Source organism: Ensifer sp. EB106-05-01-XG146 (assembly GCF_058791875.1).
In genome coordinates, this window is record NZ_JBYTDX010000003.1 from 435485 (window position 1) to 456402 (window position 20918).

The 20918-nt window shown below is 57.3% G+C and carries 19 protein-coding genes; 8 read left to right on the forward strand and 11 right to left on the reverse strand.

All coding sequences use genetic code 11. The annotated features are described in order from the left end of the window. Positions 1 to 78: 78 nt before the first annotated feature. From AC3WVQ_RS30770 to AC3WVQ_RS30785, 4 genes are all read right to left on the reverse strand, one after another. A complete protein-coding gene (locus AC3WVQ_RS30770; RefSeq protein ID WP_192445499.1) occupies positions 79 to 1161 on the reverse strand; it encodes a fatty acid desaturase in 1083 nt (360 codons plus the stop codon). A 990-nt stretch (positions 1162 to 2151) separates the two neighbouring features. Then, on the reverse strand, positions 2152 to 2454 hold the full coding sequence (locus AC3WVQ_RS30775) for an HIT family protein (RefSeq protein ID WP_210339520.1): 303 nt from the start codon (positions 2452 to 2454) through the stop codon (positions 2152 to 2154). Between the two features lie 270 nt (positions 2455 to 2724). Then, entirely contained in the window at positions 2725 to 3933 is a 1209-nt protein-coding gene (locus AC3WVQ_RS30780) for a nucleotidyltransferase family protein (RefSeq protein ID WP_246810447.1), read from the reverse strand. A gap of 694 nt (positions 3934 to 4627) precedes the next feature. After that, positions 4628 to 5095 (reverse strand): low affinity iron permease family protein, encoded by a 468-nt coding sequence (locus AC3WVQ_RS30785; protein ID WP_060519015.1) that lies wholly within the window; start codon positions 5093 to 5095, stop codon positions 4628 to 4630. A 443-nt stretch (positions 5096 to 5538) separates the two neighbouring features. Between AC3WVQ_RS30785 and AC3WVQ_RS30790 the strand changes: the two genes are divergently transcribed. From AC3WVQ_RS30790 to AC3WVQ_RS30800, 3 genes are all read left to right on the forward strand, one after another. Then, the gene (locus AC3WVQ_RS30790) at positions 5539 to 6033 is read left to right on the forward strand and encodes a YciE/YciF ferroxidase family protein (RefSeq protein ID WP_034799916.1); all 495 of its coding nucleotides are present in this window, start codon (positions 5539 to 5541) and stop codon (positions 6031 to 6033) included. Positions 6034 to 6176: 143 nt separating this feature from the next. Then, positions 6177 to 6659, forward strand: a complete 483-nt coding sequence (locus tag AC3WVQ_RS30795) for a pyridoxamine 5'-phosphate oxidase family protein (RefSeq protein ID WP_060607934.1) — start codon at positions 6177 to 6179, stop codon at positions 6657 to 6659. Between the two features lie 334 nt (positions 6660 to 6993). Then, entirely contained in the window at positions 6994 to 7401 is a 408-nt protein-coding gene (locus AC3WVQ_RS30800; protein ID WP_210333294.1) for an MgtC/SapB family protein, read from the forward strand. A gap of 389 nt (positions 7402 to 7790) precedes the next feature. Here the strand turns inward: AC3WVQ_RS30800 and AC3WVQ_RS30805 are convergent, their stop codons facing one another. The 3 genes from AC3WVQ_RS30805 to AC3WVQ_RS30815 all read right to left on the reverse strand — a co-directional run bounded on the left by AC3WVQ_RS30805 (position 7791) and on the right by AC3WVQ_RS30815 (position 12250). After that, positions 7791 to 9533, reverse strand: coding sequence for an adenylate/guanylate cyclase domain-containing protein (locus AC3WVQ_RS30805; protein WP_060519021.1), 1743 nt, complete (start codon positions 9531 to 9533; stop codon positions 7791 to 7793). A 463-nt stretch (positions 9534 to 9996) separates the two neighbouring features. Further along, positions 9997 to 10299: a DUF982 domain-containing protein gene (locus AC3WVQ_RS30810; RefSeq protein WP_082566340.1), complete on the reverse strand. Its 303-nt coding sequence runs from the start codon at positions 10297 to 10299 to the stop codon at positions 9997 to 9999. Between the two features lie 1303 nt (positions 10300 to 11602). After that, positions 11603 to 12250, reverse strand: a complete 648-nt coding sequence (locus tag AC3WVQ_RS30815) for an MOSC domain-containing protein (protein WP_060519025.1) — start codon at positions 12248 to 12250, stop codon at positions 11603 to 11605. A gap of 708 nt (positions 12251 to 12958) precedes the next feature. Here AC3WVQ_RS30815 and AC3WVQ_RS30820 point away from each other — a divergent pair. Both AC3WVQ_RS30820 and AC3WVQ_RS30825 read left to right on the forward strand, forming a co-directional pair. Further along, the gene (locus AC3WVQ_RS30820; RefSeq protein ID WP_244496854.1) at positions 12959 to 15037 is read left to right on the forward strand and encodes a methyl-accepting chemotaxis protein; all 2079 of its coding nucleotides are present in this window, start codon (positions 12959 to 12961) and stop codon (positions 15035 to 15037) included. 367 nt (positions 15038 to 15404) lie between these two features. Then, positions 15405 to 15596 carry a hypothetical protein gene (locus AC3WVQ_RS30825; protein ID WP_034799920.1) on the forward strand — a complete coding sequence of 64 codons (192 nt, stop codon included), beginning with the start codon at positions 15405 to 15407 and terminating at the stop codon, positions 15594 to 15596. 527 nt (positions 15597 to 16123) lie between these two features. Here AC3WVQ_RS30825 and AC3WVQ_RS30830 read toward each other — a convergent pair. The 3 genes from AC3WVQ_RS30830 to AC3WVQ_RS30840 all read right to left on the reverse strand — a co-directional run bounded on the left by AC3WVQ_RS30830 (position 16124) and on the right by AC3WVQ_RS30840 (position 17684). Beyond that, the gene (locus AC3WVQ_RS30830) at positions 16124 to 16648 is read right to left on the reverse strand and encodes a hypothetical protein (protein ID WP_127890334.1); all 525 of its coding nucleotides are present in this window, start codon (positions 16646 to 16648) and stop codon (positions 16124 to 16126) included. Positions 16649 to 16687: 39 nt separating this feature from the next. Next, on the reverse strand, positions 16688 to 17209 hold the full coding sequence (locus AC3WVQ_RS30835) for a hypothetical protein (RefSeq protein ID WP_127890335.1): 522 nt from the start codon (positions 17207 to 17209) through the stop codon (positions 16688 to 16690). A gap of 91 nt (positions 17210 to 17300) precedes the next feature. Beyond that, the gene (locus tag AC3WVQ_RS30840; protein WP_192445500.1) at positions 17301 to 17684 is read right to left on the reverse strand and encodes a transcriptional regulator; all 384 of its coding nucleotides are present in this window, start codon (positions 17682 to 17684) and stop codon (positions 17301 to 17303) included. Positions 17685 to 17905: 221 nt separating this feature from the next. Between AC3WVQ_RS30840 and AC3WVQ_RS30845 the strand changes: the two genes are divergently transcribed. Then, on the forward strand, positions 17906 to 18034 hold the full coding sequence (locus AC3WVQ_RS30845; RefSeq protein ID WP_255382115.1) for a hypothetical protein: 129 nt from the start codon (positions 17906 to 17908) through the stop codon (positions 18032 to 18034). An 88-nt stretch (positions 18035 to 18122) separates the two neighbouring features. Here AC3WVQ_RS30845 and AC3WVQ_RS30850 read toward each other — a convergent pair whose 3' ends face one another. Then, positions 18123 to 18365: a hypothetical protein gene (locus AC3WVQ_RS30850; RefSeq protein ID WP_034799922.1), complete on the reverse strand. Its 243-nt coding sequence runs from the start codon at positions 18363 to 18365 to the stop codon at positions 18123 to 18125. 351 nt (positions 18366 to 18716) lie between these two features. On the opposite strand from AC3WVQ_RS30850, the gene istA reads away from it, so the two are divergent. Both istA and istB read left to right on the forward strand, forming a co-directional pair. Beyond that, the gene (gene istA / locus AC3WVQ_RS30855) at positions 18717 to 20015 is read left to right on the forward strand and encodes an IS21 family transposase (protein ID WP_034804431.1); all 1299 of its coding nucleotides are present in this window, start codon (positions 18717 to 18719) and stop codon (positions 20013 to 20015) included. Further along, on the forward strand, positions 20012 to 20803 hold the full coding sequence (istB, locus tag AC3WVQ_RS30860; protein WP_089046329.1) for an IS21-like element helper ATPase IstB: 792 nt from the start codon (positions 20012 to 20014) through the stop codon (positions 20801 to 20803). Before istA ends, istB begins: the two co-directional genes overlap by 4 nt. The last annotated feature ends 115 nt before the right edge of the window (positions 20804 to 20918 follow it).

Here is a 20918-nt window from a genome sequence, read left to right on the forward strand (position 1 = left end):
TGGCGAGCGGCTCTTTTGACGGGTCAAGCCGGGGAAGAACGGGGGCTGGCCGCGTGCCGCGGCCGGCGCCTGGTGCGCTCAAGCAGGTGTCGGCAAAGCCGATCGTGCCACAGTTTCGCGCGCGTCTGCTTCTCGAAATGATATCAGTCGGTGGGAGGCCTCGTCCCAAAGGACGAGCTTCACCAAGCCCAGGCTTTGCCTGATGGTGATGCGGCCCATATCTCCCAGTTCAGGATGATCACGTATGACCTCAGGAAGCCTGTAGAAGGGAACTCGGCTCGACAGGTGATGGAGATGGTGCATGCCGATATTGCCGGTGATCCAGCGCAAGGGCTGCGGCAGATCGTAGTGCGAGGCGCCATGCATGGCCGCGTATTGGAACGTCCACTCGGGTGGCCTTGACCAGTGCGTGTCTTCGAACTGGTGCTGGACATAAAACAACCAGACACCTGCAGCCCCAGCAAGAAGGACGATCGGCAGATGGATCAGGAGGAACGGTGCGACACCCACTGCCCAGATAAGAATGCCCGAGAGTGCGGCAATCGCCACATTCGTTGCCATGGTGGAAACCCACGGAAGAGCGCCAGAGCGCATCATTCCGAACGGCAACCTTTGCTTGAACAGGAAGAGCCAGGCGGGACCGATGCCGAACATCACGAGCGGATGCCGGTAGAGGCGGTAACGAACCCGTCCTCCTGGCGTGAGGGCGTCGTATTCGGCAACGGTAAGCGTGGTGATGTCACCGACACCTCGCTCGTCGAGGTTGCCTGCCGAAGCATGGTGTACGGCATGGGCGCGGCGCCAGTAGTCATAAGGCGTTAGTGTCAAAACGCTGATCATTCGGCCCGTCCAGTCATCCAGGCTGCGCCGCCCGAAAAACGAACCATGTCCGCAGTCATGTTGCAGCATGAACAAGCGCAGGAGAAATCCCGCCGCAACAGGGACGATAAGGACCACGCCGAGCCGGTACTCGAAGTGCAAACAGACCCAAGCTCCTGCCCACAGCAGAACAAATGGCACAAGGGTCGCCGTCAGCTCGAAGGTGCTGCGGCCGATATGCGGCTGTCGATAGGTGGACAGGATCTTTAGCCAGGCTTTTTCACGGTCGACGGTTGCTGCCGCGCCGTGGCCGGAAAGCGGGCTGACTCTGGAATTCTTCAAGGCGTCTTCCTAGTTGATTGTGTGACATAGTCGCCTTGAGACATTGCTATGGACGCAACAGGCAAACTGGGATTTTGGGCCGAGATCTCGCTCGCCTTCGAAATCATGTTTCGGCCTTCGACGTGATCGCTCATAGCAGCGCGTTCGCCGGCGGAATAGCGGCAGACCGGCCGACGCCGCCGTTGCATATTGGATGACGCCAAGGCCTTATCTGGAGCATTTGACTGTGCCGGCAATCATGACGAGCCCTTCCGTAGGATACTGGGAGCCTCCGCGCGAAACTTGAGGCCTGATAGCGATTTTGAAAGGAAGGTTCGTTCAGAGCGCGAAGCCAATTGCGCTATAACCAAAGCTAGCGAGCAAATTCGATGGGGCGTTTTATCGATATCTTCACCTAGGCGTCAATCGGTTGTTCGCGTTGTCTGCAGCGCGATGCGAGGTCTCCGCACTCGACGACGATTTCGGGTCTGCCTTTCGCAAAATCCGCGGAACGGCGGACCCTGACCTGAAACTCGGCTTTTAAGTTGTCGGATTTTGGTTTCGACGCCGCTATTCGTTGGGGAAGGGGCTTAAGCAGGGGCTAGCATCAAGAGAACCAGAACCGCCGCTATTATCACGCTGAACCCCAATATGATCTTGATGATTAAACTTGCATCTTCCAAAGAATGCTCCTATTAGTAGAGAAAACGAAGAATACAACCTTCAAAGATATAATCATCTGCACCTGGGGTTGTCTATATCTGAATTAGAAACATCCTTGGATTGCGGACGATCTAGGAAACGTGCGGGATTTTGGTTGGGAGCGATGACGTGGCGGAAGGGCTTCGCGTGCGACCGAAGCGGTCGTTTCAGGCCTTAAATACCGGTCACAGTGTCCATCGGGATTGGTTGAGTGAGGTCGGCGTCTGTTTCTGATCCCAAGGGACTAACTTGACGACCGCCCAAGGACGGCGCACGTCGGTTGGGGCTAACTGCGCGTCGTTCGCTTTGTCAGTCACCTTCCACCTCTCGGGCCAAGCTTTCCCTCAGCTTTGCGGCCGCTTCTGCTACTGCGGCCAAGTGGTGTTCAGAACTCATTTGCTCACGCGCGTGGCGCAAGGCGGGTCGCACCGCCTCGATCGATTTTCCAAAACGTGCCATCCATGGGTAGCGCGGCACCATCCAAAGATGGAAGTGGTGTGTCGTGTCTTCATTGTAGATGTAATACACGTGCTCGATACCCAGTTGGCGCTCCTGCTCACGTCTAATGCGTTGGACCAGTGGCAGAAATTCCGATGTTTCGGCTTGGCTCATTTCCGTCAAAAAGCAAAAATGCCTCTTTGCGGTGACGACGATTTGCCCGGGGATTGGATAGGCGACGTCCTGGTGAGCATGGAAAAAGCGTGTTTCTTGGACCGCGCCTCCAGGGACTGTTCGTCTTCCCGACGTAATCTCGCAACTCAAGCAACCCGAGGTGGTGGAAAGCCTGCTGAAAAGGTGATCGACAGATGAACGCGAACCTTAGCCCTTACGACCCCGGCCCTCGCCAGCGTTGCGGCAAGCCGTCGGAAGTCGTCCTGAAGGTCAGCCAGCAAGTCGTGAACGGCGAGGACAAGCATCTGCCGGATCGCCGGCTGTGCCTCGGTCTGCTGCGAGATCGAGAGGAAAGAGCTTTGGGAAGCGGGAGTAGGGCCTCGAGAACCTCTCAAGGCCGCCGACGCATGCGGGCGCGGTTTCGTACGACAGACAACCGAGAACCTTTTCGAGGGCTTTCACTCCGTTCTTGGGCAGTCTCGATAGGCCGCTGACAATGCCCTCTTTCCACGCATCTCCACGTTCCCATGCTTCCTCCCACGCATCGGCCAGTTCGTCCCCGTGGCGCGTCTCCACAAGCGCTTCGAAGAGCAAGGCGGCCTGCGACAGGTCTTTGTCCGCCTTCACGCGTCCTAGCGTGTCCGTCAGCCTACGCGAAGACACGATCAGCTTGTGGACGGCATACCTCTCGGGAGCGGGGACAAGGACGTTCACGCCCTCGCGGAAGAGAAGCACCGTCCGGACGGGCTCGTAGATGAGATAGTCCAAGAACCGGAGGTTTTCCGCCGACGCGCCGCCGAGGGCGGGCATGGGCGACGGCTTGCCAGTATATTCGTCCGATCCTCGGTTTCCAGTCGGGAACTCCACCCGATAACCCTTGGCGTTCTGGAAGGCCACCACCTTGGCTTTGTCAGCCTGGTGCGGAACCGCTCGGAAGTCGGGATCGACCGACTTGAGGATTTCGAGGATAGGCGGCAGGCTGTCTTGGACCCCAGCCGAGATTGCGAAGTCCTGCGCGAAGTCCGCGTCGCCTGTCTGCATAACCGCCGAGGGAAGGCGGACGCCTAGCATCCCCGCATAGGTGCTGAATGCGACTGACCCGATAAGCACGGCCCGCAACCGAAACAATCCGGCGTCGGCTAGGGCTTTCGTGACGTCGCCCGCAAACTGATCGGGGCCGGGGAGGCCAGCGCGGCGCAGCGTGCTCACCATGCGCCTCCGCTCCCGGATTTTGTCCTTGATTTCCTTGTGGGCCTTCACCCGCTCCGTGATCGCTTCGTCGCTCGCGGGACCGACGTAGCTTCGCTTGTCTTTGCCCTCGGGGGTAGGGAGATCAAAATACCAGTAATTGCGATCTTTGACGGTCACGCTCACGAACCATCCCTCCAAGGGGAAGTCCGCCACGAATTGAGCATCGAGCGTCCGTTGCGCCAGCTCCGCGAACATCGTCCGATAGCTGATGTCGATCTCTTTCATCATTGGTGTTTCCTTATCGAGTGCGCCGGCCCTCTCGGCGACAAGTTCGGCCATCACTTGGTCGAAGCTTCGTTTCCTTCTGCTGATCAAGTCATCTTGGCTCATCTCACCGCTGTTATAAGTCGCTGCCAAGACCTTATAACGATGCGCGGCCTTGTCAATGTTATAAGTCTTTGCCAAAACCTTATAACGGGTTGGCTGCTACGAAAAAACCCCGGAAGACCGGGGTTAGAGTGATGCACGTTGTGTTCTGTTTCGAGCACTGACGATGCTGACTGTGGTGCCGACTTTCGCTTTGCACTGCGCAAAGCTGGATGCAGCGCTCATCAGGATGGCGGCCGTGGTGATCGCTAACGTTTTCATCTGATTGCTCAATTCAGGTAGTAGATTTTCGTTCGTTCCGGTTCGGTGGCCTTGAGGCCGTCTAGCTCGCAGCTGAAGACGGCTGCATATTGCGGGACTGAGAAGCCGTCCTCTGCCCCTTTGACAACGAACGAGATAGTCGTGATCGGTATTCCTTAGAGTTCCTTTCAGACGATGATGGCGGCTTCGGGATAATGATCAACAAACCCTAATTTACTGCCCTCCGCACGATAGCTATCGCGTTCGCAATGGTCGCTTGGATGAACATCTACGACCGCCATGGATCATGGAGAACAACTCGCGCCTGTCGGCGTCCGACACTGGGCCACATTTATCAACGACCCGAGGTGCTTGCTTGAGACGGATTCTCGATATCCTCTCGATTGAAGGCCGGCTTCGACCGATTTTCTCTTGCGTTTCGTTCGGCATGGGCGCTCTGAAGCATTGCATGCGAGCGCTGGGCAGCCTTCTCGCATCGAGCATGCAGCTCCTGTAGCTCCTTGTCCGTCAGTTTCTCGATACCGACGAATTCGTTTTCGGCATCCGTAAACAATATGATTTCGTCGAGTTTGGCCTGCAGCGCCGCCCCATCTCGATTTTGGGTATTTTGAATGAGAAACACCATGAGGAACGTGACGATCGTTGTTCCCGTGTTTATCACTAGTTGCCACGTCTCGGAGAAGCCAAAGAAGGGGCCCGACAGTGCCCAAGCAAGAACCGTGATCACACAGACGATGAAGGCAAGCGGGCTGCCTGTTGCGTGTGCGGTTGCGGTGGCGAACCTTGCAAAGAAACGATCCATGGTCAGGCCTGCGTGCGATGTCGTTGGCCTACAGCGGGTTTACGACAAAACGGGGCACAGCCATGCTTGTTCCCGATGCTGCGAAGATTTGAGATGTTCTTAATTGCTTCCAGTGTTCTGGTCTTTGCGGGTGCGAACAACTCAACTCTTCACGCCGAGTTCGTAGTGTTCTCCAAGGCATGAATTTATCCTACCGACCAGGTGAGCGAATTGCGCTACCCCATCGTCTCATGAACGATCCCGGCGGTTTGCGCTCTGAAAGGGTCGTGCGTGAGCCCTCATCATCAGTGCTTCTTTTCAAGTTTGTAGGTGTCGAGGCGTCTGATCGCCCGCCGCGATTAAATGTGCCGATCGTACGGATGGTATGGTTTGGCGACGAGAAGTGGAACGATTCCTCCGTAAAATGCTTTCTCTCCTGCATTCACCTGCCAAGGAGAGAACCATTGAAATCGCTGGCTGAAATTTTCGAGCATACACTGCAGGATATCTATTTCGCTGAGAACGCCATCACCAAGGCACTTCCAAAGGTTGCTAAGGCAGCCAACAGCGCTGAACTGAAAAAAGCGGCCGAAGAACACCTCTCGGAAACCAAAGACCAAATCAAGAAATTGGAGCAGGTTTTCAAGTCGATCGGCAAGACGGCGTCTGGTGAAAAATGCGATGCCATCGAAGGGCTGATCAAGGAGGCCGACGGTTTGATGAAAGAGGCCGAAGGAACAGCTCTCGATGCCGGACTACTGGCCGCTTGCCAAGCTGTCGAGCACTACGAGATCGCGCGCTATGGCTCTCTTCGTGAGTGGGCCAAGGATCTTGGTCATGATGAGGCGCACAAACTTCTGAGCGAGATTCTCGACCAGGAGAAGGCTACGAACAACAAGCTCACCAACCTCGCCGTGACGTCGATCAACAAAACATCGAAGCGATCCAAGGCGGCCTAATCGCCAAGGGGCGGCCGCGCCCTTTAAAATGGCGCGGCTGGCCGCGGCGCAACCTCTGCAGTTGTCGCTCCGGCAAGGTGAGCCGGTTTCGTGGATTGTCATTCCAGAGCCGTCGTTTTCTTTGGCTCAAAGGAGAAAAGCGTATGACTTACATCGAGGACGACAACGGCGAGGTCTGGGACCTTGCCGAAAAGATCGGGTTCTGCATGCTCACCACTCAATCCGGCGCGGACCTTAAGGCCAGGCCAATGTCGGCCTACATCGAGCGGGTTGAGAACGCCCTGTATTTCTTGACCGACGTCAAGAGCCACAAAGATGACGAGGTCGCGCGCCATCCAAATGTCTGCCTGGCTTTCGCCGACACGAAGAAGCAAAAGTATGTGTCGATTTCGGGCGTAGCCGAGGTACAGAATGACCGCGAGAAGATCCGGGATCTCTGGTCAACTCCTGCCAAGGCATGGTGGGACAGCCCCGACGATCCCTCCATTCGCATTCTCAAAGTTACGCCAAGCTCGGCAGAATACTGGGACAGTCCCGGCACTGTGATCAGCTACATCAAGATGGTAGCGGCAGCCGTCACCAGCGCCCAACCGGACATGGGCGAAAACGCCAAAGTGCGGATGTAGGTATTGGCGGGCCGACGTGGCCTGTCATCTTTGTCGCCTGAGATTACCTCATGAAATCGGTGATGCGGCGGCTTGGCGCGATCGCTCATCTTTTCAACGGGCAGGAAAACGTCTTTCCGCTGATCGCCTCATAATTCCAGACGCGCTGCTGGCGTTATCCGCCGCCACGGCAATTGAACCTCAGGTCGAGACCTGGCGAAAACAGCCGTTGCGCAGGCCATTCTCGTCGGCGCTTCAATTGATCGGCTGCGACATTTAAGGGGAAGTACGTGTGACGGATTGGCTTTTATCTGTTGGTGTGAAACTCGACATTTTTCCGCATCTGGCAGCTTTGATGGTGGCCTACATCCTTGCTCTGCCGATCGGCTGGGATCGCGAACAAAACGAACGAAGCGCTGGTCTTCGCACATTTCCGTTGGTCGCCATCGCCGCATGTGGGTTTATACAGGCTGCAGAGACGGTCATACTTGGCAACGCCGAGGCCACCGCGCGCGTGGTTGAAGGTCTGATCAACGGTGTCGGTTTCATCGGTGGCGGCGCAATCCTTGTCGGCAAGCTCGGCACTCGCGGGACCGCCACGGCGGCGAGCATCTGGGCGACCGGCGCAATCGGCGTCGCCGTGGGGCTCGGATCCTACGATACCGCCATCGTTCTATCGATCGTCACGTTCGCAACGTTGAAAGTTATGACAAATTTCAAGTCACCGAGAAACGAAGCCCTGGCACCGCGGGAAAAGGATTGAGTTAGCGCCATTGTCATATGGCACGAGAGATCCAGCCCTAATCATCGCATGTCCGGATTCCCAGCTTACCACCGGCGCGAGGCTGAATTTCCTGCGGCTACGAGCAAGCGTTTAGGACGGTCGATCCAACCGTCCCGCGTCCCAACCTCTCGTGCAAGCAATGCTGGACCACCTCAGCGCGGCCGGAGCAAGCCAAGCTATTGGCACCGGCCAAGATAGTCTGACTAACGTTACCTGCTGCGGACGCGCTCTCATGGCTCGAGAGCGTTGTGCCTAGGCGGCGCACGTTCGATCAGGCGACCGCAAATCTCGCGCGCACCGGTCTTCCTCCTGGTAATGCTCGACGTTCGGTGTTTGCCGCTCGATCCGCCGCGAAACCTCGGCTTTCTTCACTCTGGCAATCCGGCCATGCGATAGCCTTCGATAAAGCGCTGGACTGTTTGTGGATCGCGAGCAGGTTGGGCCGCGGCCCAGTGGGAGATGGTGAATTTCGGAGCCATTGCCATGAAAAGTGCTGCTTCCCGCATTGCCTCGTCTGTGCGACCGAGTTGGGCAAGGCTGGCCGCCAGTATGCGGCGTGAGGGGCTGCGGTAAATCGCCTCCATGCGCAAGATCTTGACGGCTTCTTCATATTGGCAAGCAGCGTAATGGGCGAATCCAAGTTGCCAATAGTACCAGCCTGGCGGGTGCGGGTTGAGCCGAAGCGCCCTTTGGGCCAGTTCGACCGCTTCCGATCCGCGCCCAGCGAAGGCCACAAGTTCTGAACGGATGGCTAGGGCATCTGCATTGTTTGGTTCCAGCGTAAAGGTGGTTGCGAAGGCTTGATCAGATTCGGACCAGCGTTTTTCGTAAGCCCATAGATATCCGACGAACCAGTGACTGGCAGCATCGCCTTCGTCCAACGCAACTGCTTTGTGAGCTAGCTCAAAGGCCCTTGAGCGGTTCTCTTGGGTGGGTTCGATGCCTTGCGCCCATAATTGCCAATAAACAAAAGCCAGACAACGAAATGCCTCTCCATACTCGGCATCGATGGAGACTGCGTGGTTCAAGAGTATCTTGGCCTCGCGCAGCGCTTCTGGGGAACTGTTGAACGCTGAGATCAGAATTCGCCCCCTGACACAAAGATCATATGCTTCCAAGCTCTTCGGACGTTTGCGTGACGGTGGTCGCGCCAAGCGTCCAACGAGGGCCTCGACAATCTTGTCTGTGACTTCGTCCTGGAGACCGAAAATGTCTTCGAGATTTCGGTCGAAACGTTCAGCCCAGATGTGATCGCCGCAAGCGGCATCGATGAGTTGGACGTTGATGCGCACGCGACCGCCGGCGCGACGAGCGCTGCCTTCCAAGATGTAGCGAACACCCAGTTCGCGTGCGACTGCTCGAACGTCAGGTGATTTTCCCTTGTAAGCAAACGTCGAATGCCGGGCAATGACGAACAAGCCGGGATTTCTGGAAAGGTCGGTGATCAGGTCTTCTGTCAAACCATCCGTGAACACGTCCTGTTCGGGCTGACCGCTGAAGTTGGTGAACGGTAGCACGGCGAGGGACGGCCGCGCAGGCAGAGACAACTCTGTATCTTGTCCGTAGACCTTCAAGGCTGCGGGGTCGTAGAGCACACGATATACATGAACTTCCTCGGCGATATTTTTCAGGGATTTCGGGCCGAGATCATCGAAGCTGAGCGCGAGCTTCCGCTTGACTTGGTCGTGGATCGCCGCGGACAGGTAGATGGCGCCTGGGTCGGCAAGGCTTTGTAGCCGGGCGGCGATGTTGACGCCATCGCCATACAGGTCGCTGCCATCTATCAGGACATCGCCGAGATTGATTCCGATGCGCAAGACGACATGGCGCGTCTCGGGCAAGGCAGCATTGGCGGCCTGCATCTTCCGCTGCAACTCAATCGCTCCGGCCAAGGCATTGACCGCGCTTGGAAACTCAATGAGAACACCGTCACCCATCAATTTGACGATGCGGCCGCCATGCGCACCTACGATAGGCTGGAGGATTGTCGTCCGACGCTCCTTCAGCGCTGCGAGCGTGGCGATTTCATCCTCCTCCATCAATCGGGAGTAGCCAACAACGTCCGCGACGACGATAGCGGCGAGGCGGCGATGAATGTGTTTTTCGGCCATTGAGCAGAAGGTTCCTCACTAGTTGCAAAGTGCAACGCGGTTATCTTTGCGGCCTGAGATTTTCGGCCACGATGGCCCCGTTTGGAAGCATACGCCTGTTGCAATCGGCACGACAGGCGCATGCTGACGTGCCCGGCTTCTTCAAGCCGCAACACGTGACAAAGACGCAGAGGAGGGATGTGCTGCACCTATTGATCGCGTGTTCTTGCGACAAGCCGGCGAACAAGTGGCCGCGTCGGCCCGTTCAGCGACAGTTGCGCGGAGAAGAAAAACGAGCGACAAGTTCGGGAGGGCGATTGCAAGGGGTAGAGGCGAAGACCCACAATGAAGCAAGCGGAGAGCGCACGTTCGTGGTCGATCTCGCCGGTACGGATGCCGTGGACTCCGGGATTTTCACCTGGGATATCGTCCGGGACCTCGCCTACGGAGATTCGCGGAACTAGTTCCGAAGCGGTACTCCTGGTCAGGCCAGTGGCTTGCCGTGAGGTCCCGAACGCGCATGATAGTGGGCAGCGACGCCTGACGTTTGCATATTAGCCTCCATGCACGCACCAATGAAGGCCTCGCGCGCGACTGCAGAGGGAACCGAACGGTTCAGCGCGCCCCGGCATGTCGTCACGGCTCGTTCATAGCCCTGTCCGTGCCTTATCGGCCATTCATGCTCTAGAAAATCCAGCGCGTCGTAAACTGATGCGAATAGGCGGTTCGTTCCTGACTGTAAGCGAACAGATAATGGAACCGCCCAAAGTACCTCAGGAAGGCGCATGATGTCCCCCTTCCGTATCCTAACAGTTTGATAAAATAGAAATAAACTATAGATGACACTATACAGGTAGGGGCTTCGTTCTTCAACGTCCATGCACTAGTCATCTCGGGCGGCAACCTAGTACGTTCGCCGTATGGGGTGGCGAGAACTCCGTTCTGGAGGTATCAGCTACCGGCCAAGGGCCCTTCAAAGCGCCACCTTCGTCGTCTCAAAATCGATGGACAAAGAGTTATGGCGTCTGGGGCCTCCACGGAGACATCACTGTCAGTTGGCCGCCCGCTTGAGCCCCCAGATACGCATGAGTTCATTCGGCCCTGAAATGCCGGCGTTGCGGACGGATGGGTCGGCCGAGTTCCTTTTGGTCTGTCCCACCCGCACGGGCAAACCATGTCTGAAGCCGTCCAAAAGGTAGTACGACAGCTGGATTTGCTTGGGCCCTTCCAGCGGCTCCGCGTACCCCACTCTTTTTCCTGTACTCGTCCGGACACGGGCACAATCTTCAGCACGTTCAGCCGCTGTAAAAAAAACGCCCGCGTCGGCATTATGAGGGTCGACGACCCTTGTACAGTGCCAGATGGACAAGGGCGGCCACTCTTTCTGCGTCGGCGAGCCCGCACCAGATCACCCCTTTCGTCAGGCGATCGGATGGTGGCCGTTTCCATCTCACGCATTGCCCCACCCGTGGAAATACGACCAAATAAACACGGGATCGATAGACGCCGTGACTGCGGCAGGTGTGTTCAAAAATCTGTCGGATCAACGTTGCCATTTTCTCGGAACAAGTGCTGCCTGTTCGACGTTGAGCGACATTCGTCGGCTTCCACGGCCTTATAGGACGCGTGAGGCGACCAGCACATGCAGGACGGTAGTTAACGATGACACACGGCAATCAAGAGGCAATCGCTGGGAAAACATGCGTCACTGCAAAACCCACTCGCGCGCGCTCAGTCGAACCTTTCGAGACAGTCTACAACGGCCACTACGATCTCACGGAATTTATTGCCATCTACAAGTTACAACCTTTGGAAGCCCGCGAGATCCTGGAACGCATAGGCCCCTCACGGACGAAGCTCGACGCATACATGAATGAGCTTCGCGTTCAGGCCCAGAAGTAGTCAAAAGTCGCCCACGTCCTCGATCGTTCGGGGTGACGACCGCGATCAGCAAGTGCTCCGTCTGAACGACTCAACCGCGCCGGCGCTCGTTAAGCGGAGGGGGATGGGGTCGGAGGCAAGTGTGGATGAGCCTCCGGCGGCACTATGGGCGACCAAGAGACGGATACCAGGCCACACTGCGTACCATCCTAAAACTTGATCAGGCCGTTCGAAAGAAAGGCCCGCAGCTTGGCGTGCACCGGCACGGACTGATAGAGGGCAATTAGTTCTGGCGACCCCCTCTTGCCATGGTGTCTTGCCATCTCTGTCATCGAGACGCGCTCTCCGGCGTAAGGCACGTACCGCACGAGCGCTCCTGCGGTGACGTAGCCGGGGTGAATAACACGGCAGTAAAAGCCGGGGCGAGCGACCTTTTTGTATAGTTTGGGAAAGCCATGATCTCCCATTCTATCCGCAAGTACTCGGCACGGCATCCGGGGCGCTGTTACTTCCATCACGAGATCGCCTATTAGGAGACGGTCGCCGACCGACACGATTTGGTTGTCCAAACCTGCAATACACAGATTTTCGCCAAATAGCCCGTGATTGATAGGCTTGTTGAGCGCCCTTTGCCACCAAAGGCGGGTTAGGTTTCCTTCAACGTAAACCGCCTGCTCGGGACCGCCGTGGTATTTTCCATTACAAACGGCGTCGTCTGCAAGACCCTCGAACCCAACGAAGACCGTTTCGCCTGTTGGGTGCTTGTTGATCCCGGTTTTCATCTTCTTGCCGGGTCTTTCTTCGGGTTTGCCAATGCACACCGCCAACACCTTCAGATCTCGCGTTGCGGCCTTCATGTACAGCCAACCTCCTCAATGATGCGCTTGCTCTCCCAGCGGTGCCTCATCCGCGAGCGCGCTTTGTGCCTGCCACCTTTCACGGTTGTTATGGAACCTCCTTTCTTCAACGGGCGCAACATCGACCATCGATCCTCATAGCGAGGTAGGCGAGTGTTTGGCGCGACGCCCACTTCATCTCTACACGAAGGCGGCAGGGTCGGTATCAAATCTAGGGGAGGGGGAAAACGACGCAGTCTTCGAAAGGCGAACGTTTCTCGCTCGCTCCACTAAACAGTTGGAACCGCCGCCAGTTCCTATCCTCGCAATGAGCGTGCCGCCGGTTGCGTAAGCGTTCGGCTTCGCTTGCGCTCGAATTGAGCGATTTGAAGATGGGCGCCACGACCTGCGGGCGCCCCAGGGGAGCGGTGCTGCGCAAGTTTATATTTGCGGGGGGCATAAGAACAAGGTCTCGCCCGAAAATTGTATTTTCCATCGGTGAAACCAAAATCTGCGTTCCTCGCCGTTTGTGGGTGGAAATTGTCCCGGTTAACACAATCGAATAAACTACAAATTCACTTGATAATTATTGCAACTCAAAGGTGAGGTTGCTGACTATGCTGATGCCGTCTCGTATCAGTGACCCCATTATCCGTTCAATAACCAATTTATTCTATAGGATACTTGCTTCGGGCAATGCAGCCCGGTCCACCTGCTTTCATGTGAGGTATGGCCACTGGCGATAGAAATGAGTTCGGCACGCCAGCAGCGATATCCACATCAGGAATCGTCTTCATGAGAATTAAGAGCCAATTTATCGTTCTGGCATCGGTCACCGGTATGACCATGGCTGGCCTCATCACCAGTCTTTGGGGCTACGCGGGTGCAGCAGCTGATGTTACGCGGGCTTACGACCAGAAATATCACTCGTACATGCTGGCTGACAACTTCCGGCAATCGTCGGATGATTTGACTCGCCTCGTGCGTACCTACGCCGAGACGGGGGACCCTTCCTTCAAGGACCAATACAATGCGGTCGTTGAAATCCGCAATGGAACGCGACCGCGGCCCGAAGACTATCACCGCATCTATTGGGATTTCGTCGCAGGCGGGGACGCAAAGCCGCGTCCTGACGCAACGGCTGTTTCTATGCAAGATCTGATGCAGCAGGCTGGTTTCACCAAAGAGGAATTCGCCCTCCTCGGCGAGGCGGGAAAGCGCTCTGATGCGCTGATCAAGCTTGAAACCGAGGCGATGGCGCTCGTTGACAACGCCGCCAAACTTGGCCCCGAAGCCAAGAGCAAGGCGACGAAAATGCTGAACTCGCCGGACTATCACCGATTCAAGGCCGAGATCATGAAGCCGGTGGATGCCTTCTATGTGAAACTGGAGCATCGCACGCAAGCGGCCGTCGACGAGGCCAGTGTCAAGGCATCGTTCTATTGGATGCTCATCACCATCGCCATGTCCGCTTTGGCGCTCATGCTTTTCATCGTCGGATTCGTCACCTTCAAACGAATTATCGGGGGCATGTACAAGCTTGGGACTTCCATGGGCCTCGTTGCTGAGGGTCAACTGGACGCGCAGATCGAACTTGCTCGCAATGCCGACGAAATCGGCGACATGGGCAAGGCCCTCGAAGTCTTCCGCCAGGGCGCGATCACCAACCGGCGGCTTGAGCAGGAAGCTCAGGAAAGCCGCAAACGCGCCGAAGTCGAGCGCATTGCGATGCAGGAAAAGGCCGAAAATGATGCCGCTGAACGCTTGCGCGTCGCAACGTCGGGCCTTGCAGCCGGCCTCAAGAGACTGGCATCAGGCGATCTGGCCTTCCAGATTAACGATGCCTTCGCGCAGGATTTTGAGACACTTCGCCACGATTTCAATCAGTCCGTTGCTCAACTCGGCACGACCCTTGTGCAGATTTCCGGGTCAATTTCGACCCTCGATACCGGCACGCGCGAGATCGCGGTCGGAACCGACGACCTTTCGAAACGGACCGAGCAACAGGCTGCGTCGCTCGAAGAGACCGCGGCGGCGCTTGACCAGATTACAGTCAACGTCGCCAATTCCTCCAAGCGAACTGAGGAGGCAAAGGGGGTTGCAAGCCGCGCCAACCGTTCGGCAGCCGAATCCGCCCAGGTCGTATCCCACGCCGAAGAGGCCATGCGAAAGATCGAGGAAAGCTCACAGCAGATTTCCAACATCATCGGCGTTATCGACGAGATCGCTTTTCAGACGAACCTCCTCGCTCTCAACGCCGGCGTTGAGGCGGCCCGGGCGGGAGAAGCCGGCAAGGGCTTTGCGGTCGTTGCCCAGGAAGTTCGAGAACTCGCCCAGCGTTCTGCACAGGCTGCCAAGGAAATCAAAGGCCTGATCGACAACTCTTCCGCAGAGGTGGACAACGGTGTGAAACTCGTCCGTGACGCAGGCTCTGCGTTGAAAACGATCAGTGGCTTCATTGTTGAAATCAACACCCACATGGAATCGATCGCCACATCTGCGAAAGAGCAGTCCGCCGGGCTTGCCGAAGTCAACACCGCAGTTAACGCGATGGATCAGACGACGCAGCAGAATGCGGCAATGGTGGAGCAGTCCAATGCGGCTTCCAACACACTTGCGAATGAGGCGGTGCGCCTCAGAGGACTTGTCAGCCAATTCAAACTCCAAGGCGCAACTCAGAGTCCCTTGGCGAACGGGCGAACGACCACAAGAAACGACAGCTCTCAGCCGCATCGGTCGACGCGTAGGACGGCAGCCTACCACGGCAATGCAGCACTCGATGTCAGCAGCGACTGGCAGGAGTTCTGAGCCGCCCGGCCGTCAAAGCAGGTAGAAATACGGGCCTGGCAAGTTTGCCAGGTTTGCTGGCTGCTTTTAGCTGGCGCCCTTCTGTGGTTCCAAGGTGCGACGTTGACCATTTCAGGATCCATGGTCAACGTCGTTCAATTTGGATCGCAGCTAGGTCTCGGTATGGCGGAACACAACGCATGCGGGCACCTGCAGCACTGCTCAGTCACAGGAAATCGACTTGCGGGAAACCCGCGATCCGATGCCACTGAATTTAGTTTGCTCCTCACCAATCGTTTACTTCCTAACGGCTGCTCCATGAGTATCATCGCCTTGATGCCGGGGGCGGCGTCATTCGGGGCAATTTGTCGTCTTGGGAGAGCAACAAATGAACCTGGAGAATTCGAGCATCGCACCGAACGACGTTGCGCTGCTCCAGAGCGTGCTTGACGCATGGTGCCGTCATCAAAAGATCAGCCGAAAAGACGCCACAGCGGAAGCGAAAATCCTCATCAACGAGTATCGAAGAGGCGTTCGTTCTCAGATCGGGTTGATCGACGCGCTCGCCAAGCAGCAGTAGGAGCCGATGGCTTCCCATCGGCCATTTCGCGGGAACAGTTGCTGAGGGTGCATCGGCGCCATCAGCTTTTGGACCCTTCGCAAGCCGTCATCGTTCCACCGGATTGCTGCAACATCGAAGTTGGAGCAGTCTGCCCGCGGACGTCGCCCTCTGACGGGCCGCGTCCAATAGCGCTGCGAAGTACTTCCTGCCTCCCAGCCACTTGCACAGAGGTCGCCGAGTGGGGTTCAGGATTAACGAGGTGCGAGGCAGTCCTCACAAATGCCGCAACCGTCGACATCCATCAGTGAGGCGAGGTGCTTCTGTTGGCAACAGAGGCACACTACGGTATCGGACGTGTTTCGTGGCTCGCGTTCAGGCGGAAGAATTTCGATCTGTCGGTCAGAACTGGCACGGGTTGTCTGTCGATTCATCTCGGGGCTCCATGTCGAAGACGCCACAGAGATAGGAAGCCGTTAAACCGACGCAAGATGTCGATCGCGACGCTCCTTAAAGCGGGACCAAGATGGGGGCGATCCAGCTCGCATTTAATGCGCCTCAAACCGATCCAGCATACTCTGAAGTACCGCATTTTCCTGTCGAAGCTTCCGAACCAGACGCTTTTTCAGCCGGAGGTTTGCATCCTGGAGTGACGCCAGCTCGTCAACAGTGACTGCAATTGCAATGTGCACTGACTTTGTTGGCACGCGCCGCGCCAAACCCGTCGAACGAGGACGCTTCGAACGCTCGGGCGGCTTTACCGGGAAGGTGGCGTTGGCTGACGCATCTGCCGAGCTTGTCTTGGGGACGACACTCTCTTCTGGCACTTCTGGTTGACTAGCGGTTGTTGGGGCATCATCGACCGCCGCAGCCACTGAATTGAGCGGTTCCGTAACCTCCGGTGGCTGGTCACCAATTCGAGCTTCAGCAAGAAACAGATGTGGGACTTCGGCCTCCGCCTCACGCACAAATGCCTTCAGATCGGTGTCGCCCCAAATAGAGGCTGGTCGACCTGTCGAACGTCGGCGCGCCGATTTCACTTCGACAATGAACTTTCGCTGTTGTGGCTTCATCGATATCCAGGGACCAAAGCTGGTTCAGCGCGTAAAGCGTCAAAATCGCTCTAGCATCTTCTTGAGTTGGGCGTTCTGTAGCACCAGCTTCTCCGAAAGCTGACGCCTTAGCATTCTTATTTCCTCATCCAGGGCGGCCACGTCATCGGCTAAAGAGATCGGCTGCTTGGGAGCACGGAGGCTCGGTGAGCCATACTCGACCCGAGGATCCACCGCAACGGAGGCGCTTGATCTCTTGTCTCTTGTTTGCCGTCGGTGTGGTTTGCGTGCGGGTCGATCCGCCTGCTCGGGCGCCTGACCGCCCAAAAGGTTTGTGCTGTGGCTGGCGGTCTCGAAATCAACCGCATTTGCTCCGCCGGTCCGGACATTGTTTTTGACTTCGCTCGGCTCCGGGTCGGCAGCGTTTGTGACCGCATCCGTCGTTTGAGTACTTGCAGGAGGATCCATTCCTGCCAAGGGCGCATCCGAGCTTTCGCTCACGGGCTCCGATATAGATTCCCGGGGCTCGACAGCTCTGCCTCTTGAGGTCAGATCAAGTAAGAACTTCCATGGTGATTTCATGATATCTCGTCATCCAGGATTGCGCCATGCCATCTCCGAAGGATGCTTTGACGAAGACCGATCGCGTAGACGATCGGTCTTTCATTAACACTCAGCTGAGCCCGAGCCGCTTGCGCAACTCAGCATTCTCGGCCCGCAACTTATCGCCGAGCTCCCGGCGAAGCCGCGAATTCTCTTTCTCCAGCTGAAGAAGATCCGCGATCTCGTCATGTACTTGCGATTGCGCGGCCGTCCTCTTGTCGTCGTTCTTCCTTGCGGCGTTTGCCCTTGCGGCGCGCTTCGGTTGACTTGCAGTTTTCGCCTCGGCCGAAGTTTCCTTGCGCTTCCGGCCTTTCCCGGCGCTCGGTGCGGGGCTTGACTCTGCCGTGGCAACGTCCACTTTTTTTGCTCGTGGTCCGCGCTTCTTAGGCGCTGCCACTTCCGCCGGAGCGGTCGCAGTAACCTGGTTGTCGTCCAATTTGACCTCATCTGCCATAAGTCTATTTCCTCTCTGCGGATCGAAAGCATTTGTCCGACGCGCGAAATATGACAGCCACACCACCCGCGGTCGAGACATCAACGATATCAGTGCTACATTGCGCGAGGCCGACCGAGGCAAGTTTGCCAGCGACGAAGATGTGGCGACGTTGTCGGAAGGAAGTCAAGTCTGCCCGTCAATCATGAGTGGGGAGCCTATCCGCTGGTCAGGGCTCTGCAGTGCTTGATGAGATCGGCGCGCTTATCGAGAAGGGCGATCCGGATGTGACGCCTCGCGTGGTGGAAAAGACATCGTCGACATTGCCCGATCGCTGGCGCGTGCGCAAACGCCTCGATAGCGCCTGGTAAGGAGCATGCATCCAGCGAGTTGGACCTGCTCGGGACTAGGCTCGATTGCTTGACTTGGGCCGGCGGGAGGCGAACCTGCGTCAGGGTGCTATTTGATAAAACCTGGATACTGGACTTCTTCTCGATTCACACCTTCGGAATCTAACCGAATGGGGGCGGGATCCGGGGGGGCGCCCATGTAACTATGTGCGACAAGCCAGTCGCGCAAAATAGTCTCAATTGCGGCGGCTCGACCGGCAGGGGACGGTGAAAGCTCCGGGTCGGTCATGTAGGCCGCGAGCCCGGCTTCGATGTCATCAGCAAGGGGAGGCAGGTCTGCGAAACCGGACATGAAAGACTCCTCTGTATCTCACCGATATAACGAGCTTTCATGGCGCCTGTTCCCAGCGAGTTGAACAATTGCTCCAACGGCTCATTTACCCGACAGCGGAACTCTTGTCGGTGCGAAGCAATTGACGGCATCCGTCGGCGGTAACCATTCGAAGAGAAGCTTCTCGCGCAAGAACCGGCTGTCGGCACGTGGTTCTAAGAGATTGCCTGACGGATACGGCTTGGACGCCGCCCTCTCGGCTATCCCCGGGCTGTGGTCGGACCAGCCGACCGCGGCTGTCAGGCGACATGTAAAACTGGTCCGGTAGCGACACCTAAAACTGGTCCCCCTTTCAGACCTTAGGAGGGACTAATGGACGTTGAGACAGGTACGAAGATCTCCGCGAGATTGGCGCGGAGAGAAGCGATGCTCGAACCGGACGAGGTGACTGCGATGCTGCGGCTCAAGAAGCTGGGGTGGGGCACGCGGCGGATCGCGGCGGAGCTGGGATGCTCGCGCACGACGGTACAGCGATACATCGAGACGGGTGGCTGGCGCGGGTATCGGCGAGCCCGCCGGGAAACGCAGCTCTCGAAGCATGAAGCGTGGGTCCGTGAGCGGTTCTTTCGCCATGGCGGCAATGCTGATGTCGTGCGGCAGGATCTGGCTCGAGAACTCGGCATTGAGGTCAGTCTGCGCACGGTTGAGCGAGCGGTCGCGGGGTATCGGCAGCAGTTGGCGGCATCGGCTTTAGCGACGATGCGCTTCGAGACACCGCCAGGCCATCAGATACAGATCGATTTTGGCGAGAAGCGAATGGAGATCGGAGGCGAGAAAGTCCGCGTCTACATCTTCGTGGCAACGCTTGGCTATTCGCGTCGCACATACGCGACGGCGTTTCTCCACGACCGTCAGTCTGCCTGGTTCGATGGGATGGAGGCAGCCTTCAGGCATTTTGGCGGTGTCACAAGCGAGGTCCTTCTCGATAATGCTGCGGCATTGGTAACACGGCACGACGCGGTGACCCGCGAGGTCGTGTTCAACGATCGGCTGCATGCCTTCTCCCGCTATTGGGACTTCCGTCCTCGCGCATGTGCACCATACCGGGCTCGTACCAAAGGCAAGGACGAGCGAGGCGTCGGGTATGTGAAGCACAACGCACTTGCCGGACACAGCTTTGACAGCATGGAAGGCCTTCACCTGCACCTTGCGTGGTGGATGCGCACGGTTGCCGATCTTCGATGCCATGGCACGACAGGCGAACCACCACTTGAGCGCTTTGTCCGCGACGAAGCTATGACGCTACACCCACTAAATGGCAGGCCGCCATTTCGTCAGATCCGAGAACTGCTGCGCAAGGTCCACGCCGATTGCGCCGTTGAGGTCGACACCAACGCCTACTCAGTCCCGTGGCGGCTCATCGGCGAGATTGTCGAGGTGACGATCAGCGGTGGCCAGGTCCGCGTATTCCATGCTGGTCAGCTTGTCGCGAGCCACGCCGAGTCACACGGGCGTCATCGTCGCCTGACGGATCCCGCCCATTTTGTCGGCGTCAGCGGCTTCGGCATGCCTGTCAAGCAAGCCGCGCAGGCCGATCCGCCCGCTCCCAAGCTGCCCGAACTTCTTCGCCCACTGTCGGAATATGAGCGGTTGATCGGAGGGCAATGGTGATGGCAGTTGATCACGACACGCTGATCGGCTGGCTGAGCCGGCTGAAGCTCACCGCCATCCGCGACCAGCTCGACAACCTTCTTGACGAAGCCTCGCGCGCGGATCTCACCATTCGCGAGACGCTCGCATTCCTGTGCGAACGCGAGATTGCAAGGAAGGACGAGAGACGCATCATCATGGCGATGAAGATCGCGCATTTCCCGCATGCACGAGATCTCGAGGGATTTGATTTCGAGGCGCAGCCCAGTGTCGATCCGCAACAGATACGAGAACTCGCCACCGCCCGTTGGGTGGCAAATGGTGATGCCTTGCTGCTGCTCGGTCCACCTGGCGTTGGGAAGTCCCATCTCGCGATTGCGCTTGGAAGAGAGGTCATCCGTCAAAACTACACGGTGTTGTTCACAACGGCGCAGGCATTGGTCGCAACGCTCGTGAGAGCACATGGCGAAGGACGCCTGGAAGAACGACTTGGGTTTCTCGCCAAGCCCAAGCTGCTCATCATCGACGAGCTTGGCTATCTTCCACTCGAGCCCAATGCAGCCCACTTATTTTTCCAGCTCGTATCGAGGCGCTACGAGCGGGGTGCAATGCTCGTCACCTCCAACCGCAGTGTCGGAGAATGGGGAACAGTGTTCGGCGACCCCGTCGTGGCAACTGCTATCCTTGATCGGTTGCTGCATCACAGCCACGTCATCACAATCCGTGGCGACAGCTACAGGCTACGAGAAAAGCGCCGTAGCGGGCTTCTACAGAAGTCCACGACGGCAGCCGGTATGGAGAGTAACTAAACACCCTTGGCGGACCAGATTTGCGTGTCGCCTAAGGACCAGTTCACGATGACGCTTGATAGCGGCGATACATGTTTTCATTGGGACATGCCGGCAGCGTGGTTGGCTCTACGTG

Bases quoted from the DNA above. Each gene is read 5' to 3' on its own strand.
- AC3WVQ_RS30830 (WP_127890334.1), bottom strand. From the start codon at position 16,648: ATGAAGCCACAACAGCGAAAGTTCATTGTCGAAGTGAAATCGGCGCGC.
- AC3WVQ_RS30820 (WP_244496854.1), top strand. From the start codon at position 12,959: ATGGCCACTGGCGATAGAAATGAGTTCGGCACGCCAGCAGCGATATCC.
- AC3WVQ_RS30785 (WP_060519015.1), bottom strand. From the start codon at position 5,095: ATGGATCGTTTCTTTGCAAGGTTCGCCACCGCAACCGCACACGCAACA.
- AC3WVQ_RS30795 (WP_060607934.1), top strand. From the start codon at position 6,177: ATGACTTACATCGAGGACGACAACGGCGAGGTCTGGGACCTTGCCGAA.
- AC3WVQ_RS30810 (WP_082566340.1), bottom strand. From the start codon at position 10,299: ATGCGCCTTCCTGAGGTACTTTGGGCGGTTCCATTATCTGTTCGCTTA.
- AC3WVQ_RS30805 (WP_060519021.1), bottom strand. From the start codon at position 9,533: ATGGCCGAAAAACACATTCATCGCCGCCTCGCCGCTATCGTCGTCGCG.
- AC3WVQ_RS30840 (WP_192445500.1), bottom strand. From the start codon at position 17,684: ATGGCAGATGAGGTCAAATTGGACGACAACCAGGTTACTGCGACCGCT.
- AC3WVQ_RS30850 (WP_034799922.1), bottom strand. From the start codon at position 18,365: ATGTCCGGTTTCGCAGACCTGCCTCCCCTTGCTGATGACATCGAAGCC.
- AC3WVQ_RS30780 (WP_246810447.1), bottom strand. From the start codon at position 3,933: ATGATGAAAGAGATCGACATCAGCTATCGGACGATGTTCGCGGAGCTG.
- AC3WVQ_RS30800 (WP_210333294.1), top strand. From the start codon at position 6,994: ATGGTGGCCTACATCCTTGCTCTGCCGATCGGCTGGGATCGCGAACAA.
- AC3WVQ_RS30835 (WP_127890335.1), bottom strand. From the start codon at position 17,209: ATGAAATCACCATGGAAGTTCTTACTTGATCTGACCTCAAGAGGCAGA.
- AC3WVQ_RS30775 (WP_210339520.1), bottom strand. From the start codon at position 2,454: ATGAGCCAAGCCGAAACATCGGAATTTCTGCCACTGGTCCAACGCATT.
- istA (WP_034804431.1), top strand. From the start codon at position 18,717: ATGGACGTTGAGACAGGTACGAAGATCTCCGCGAGATTGGCGCGGAGA.
- AC3WVQ_RS30825 (WP_034799920.1), top strand. From the start codon at position 15,405: ATGAACCTGGAGAATTCGAGCATCGCACCGAACGACGTTGCGCTGCTC.
- AC3WVQ_RS30815 (WP_060519025.1), bottom strand. From the start codon at position 12,250: ATGAAGGCCGCAACGCGAGATCTGAAGGTGTTGGCGGTGTGCATTGGC.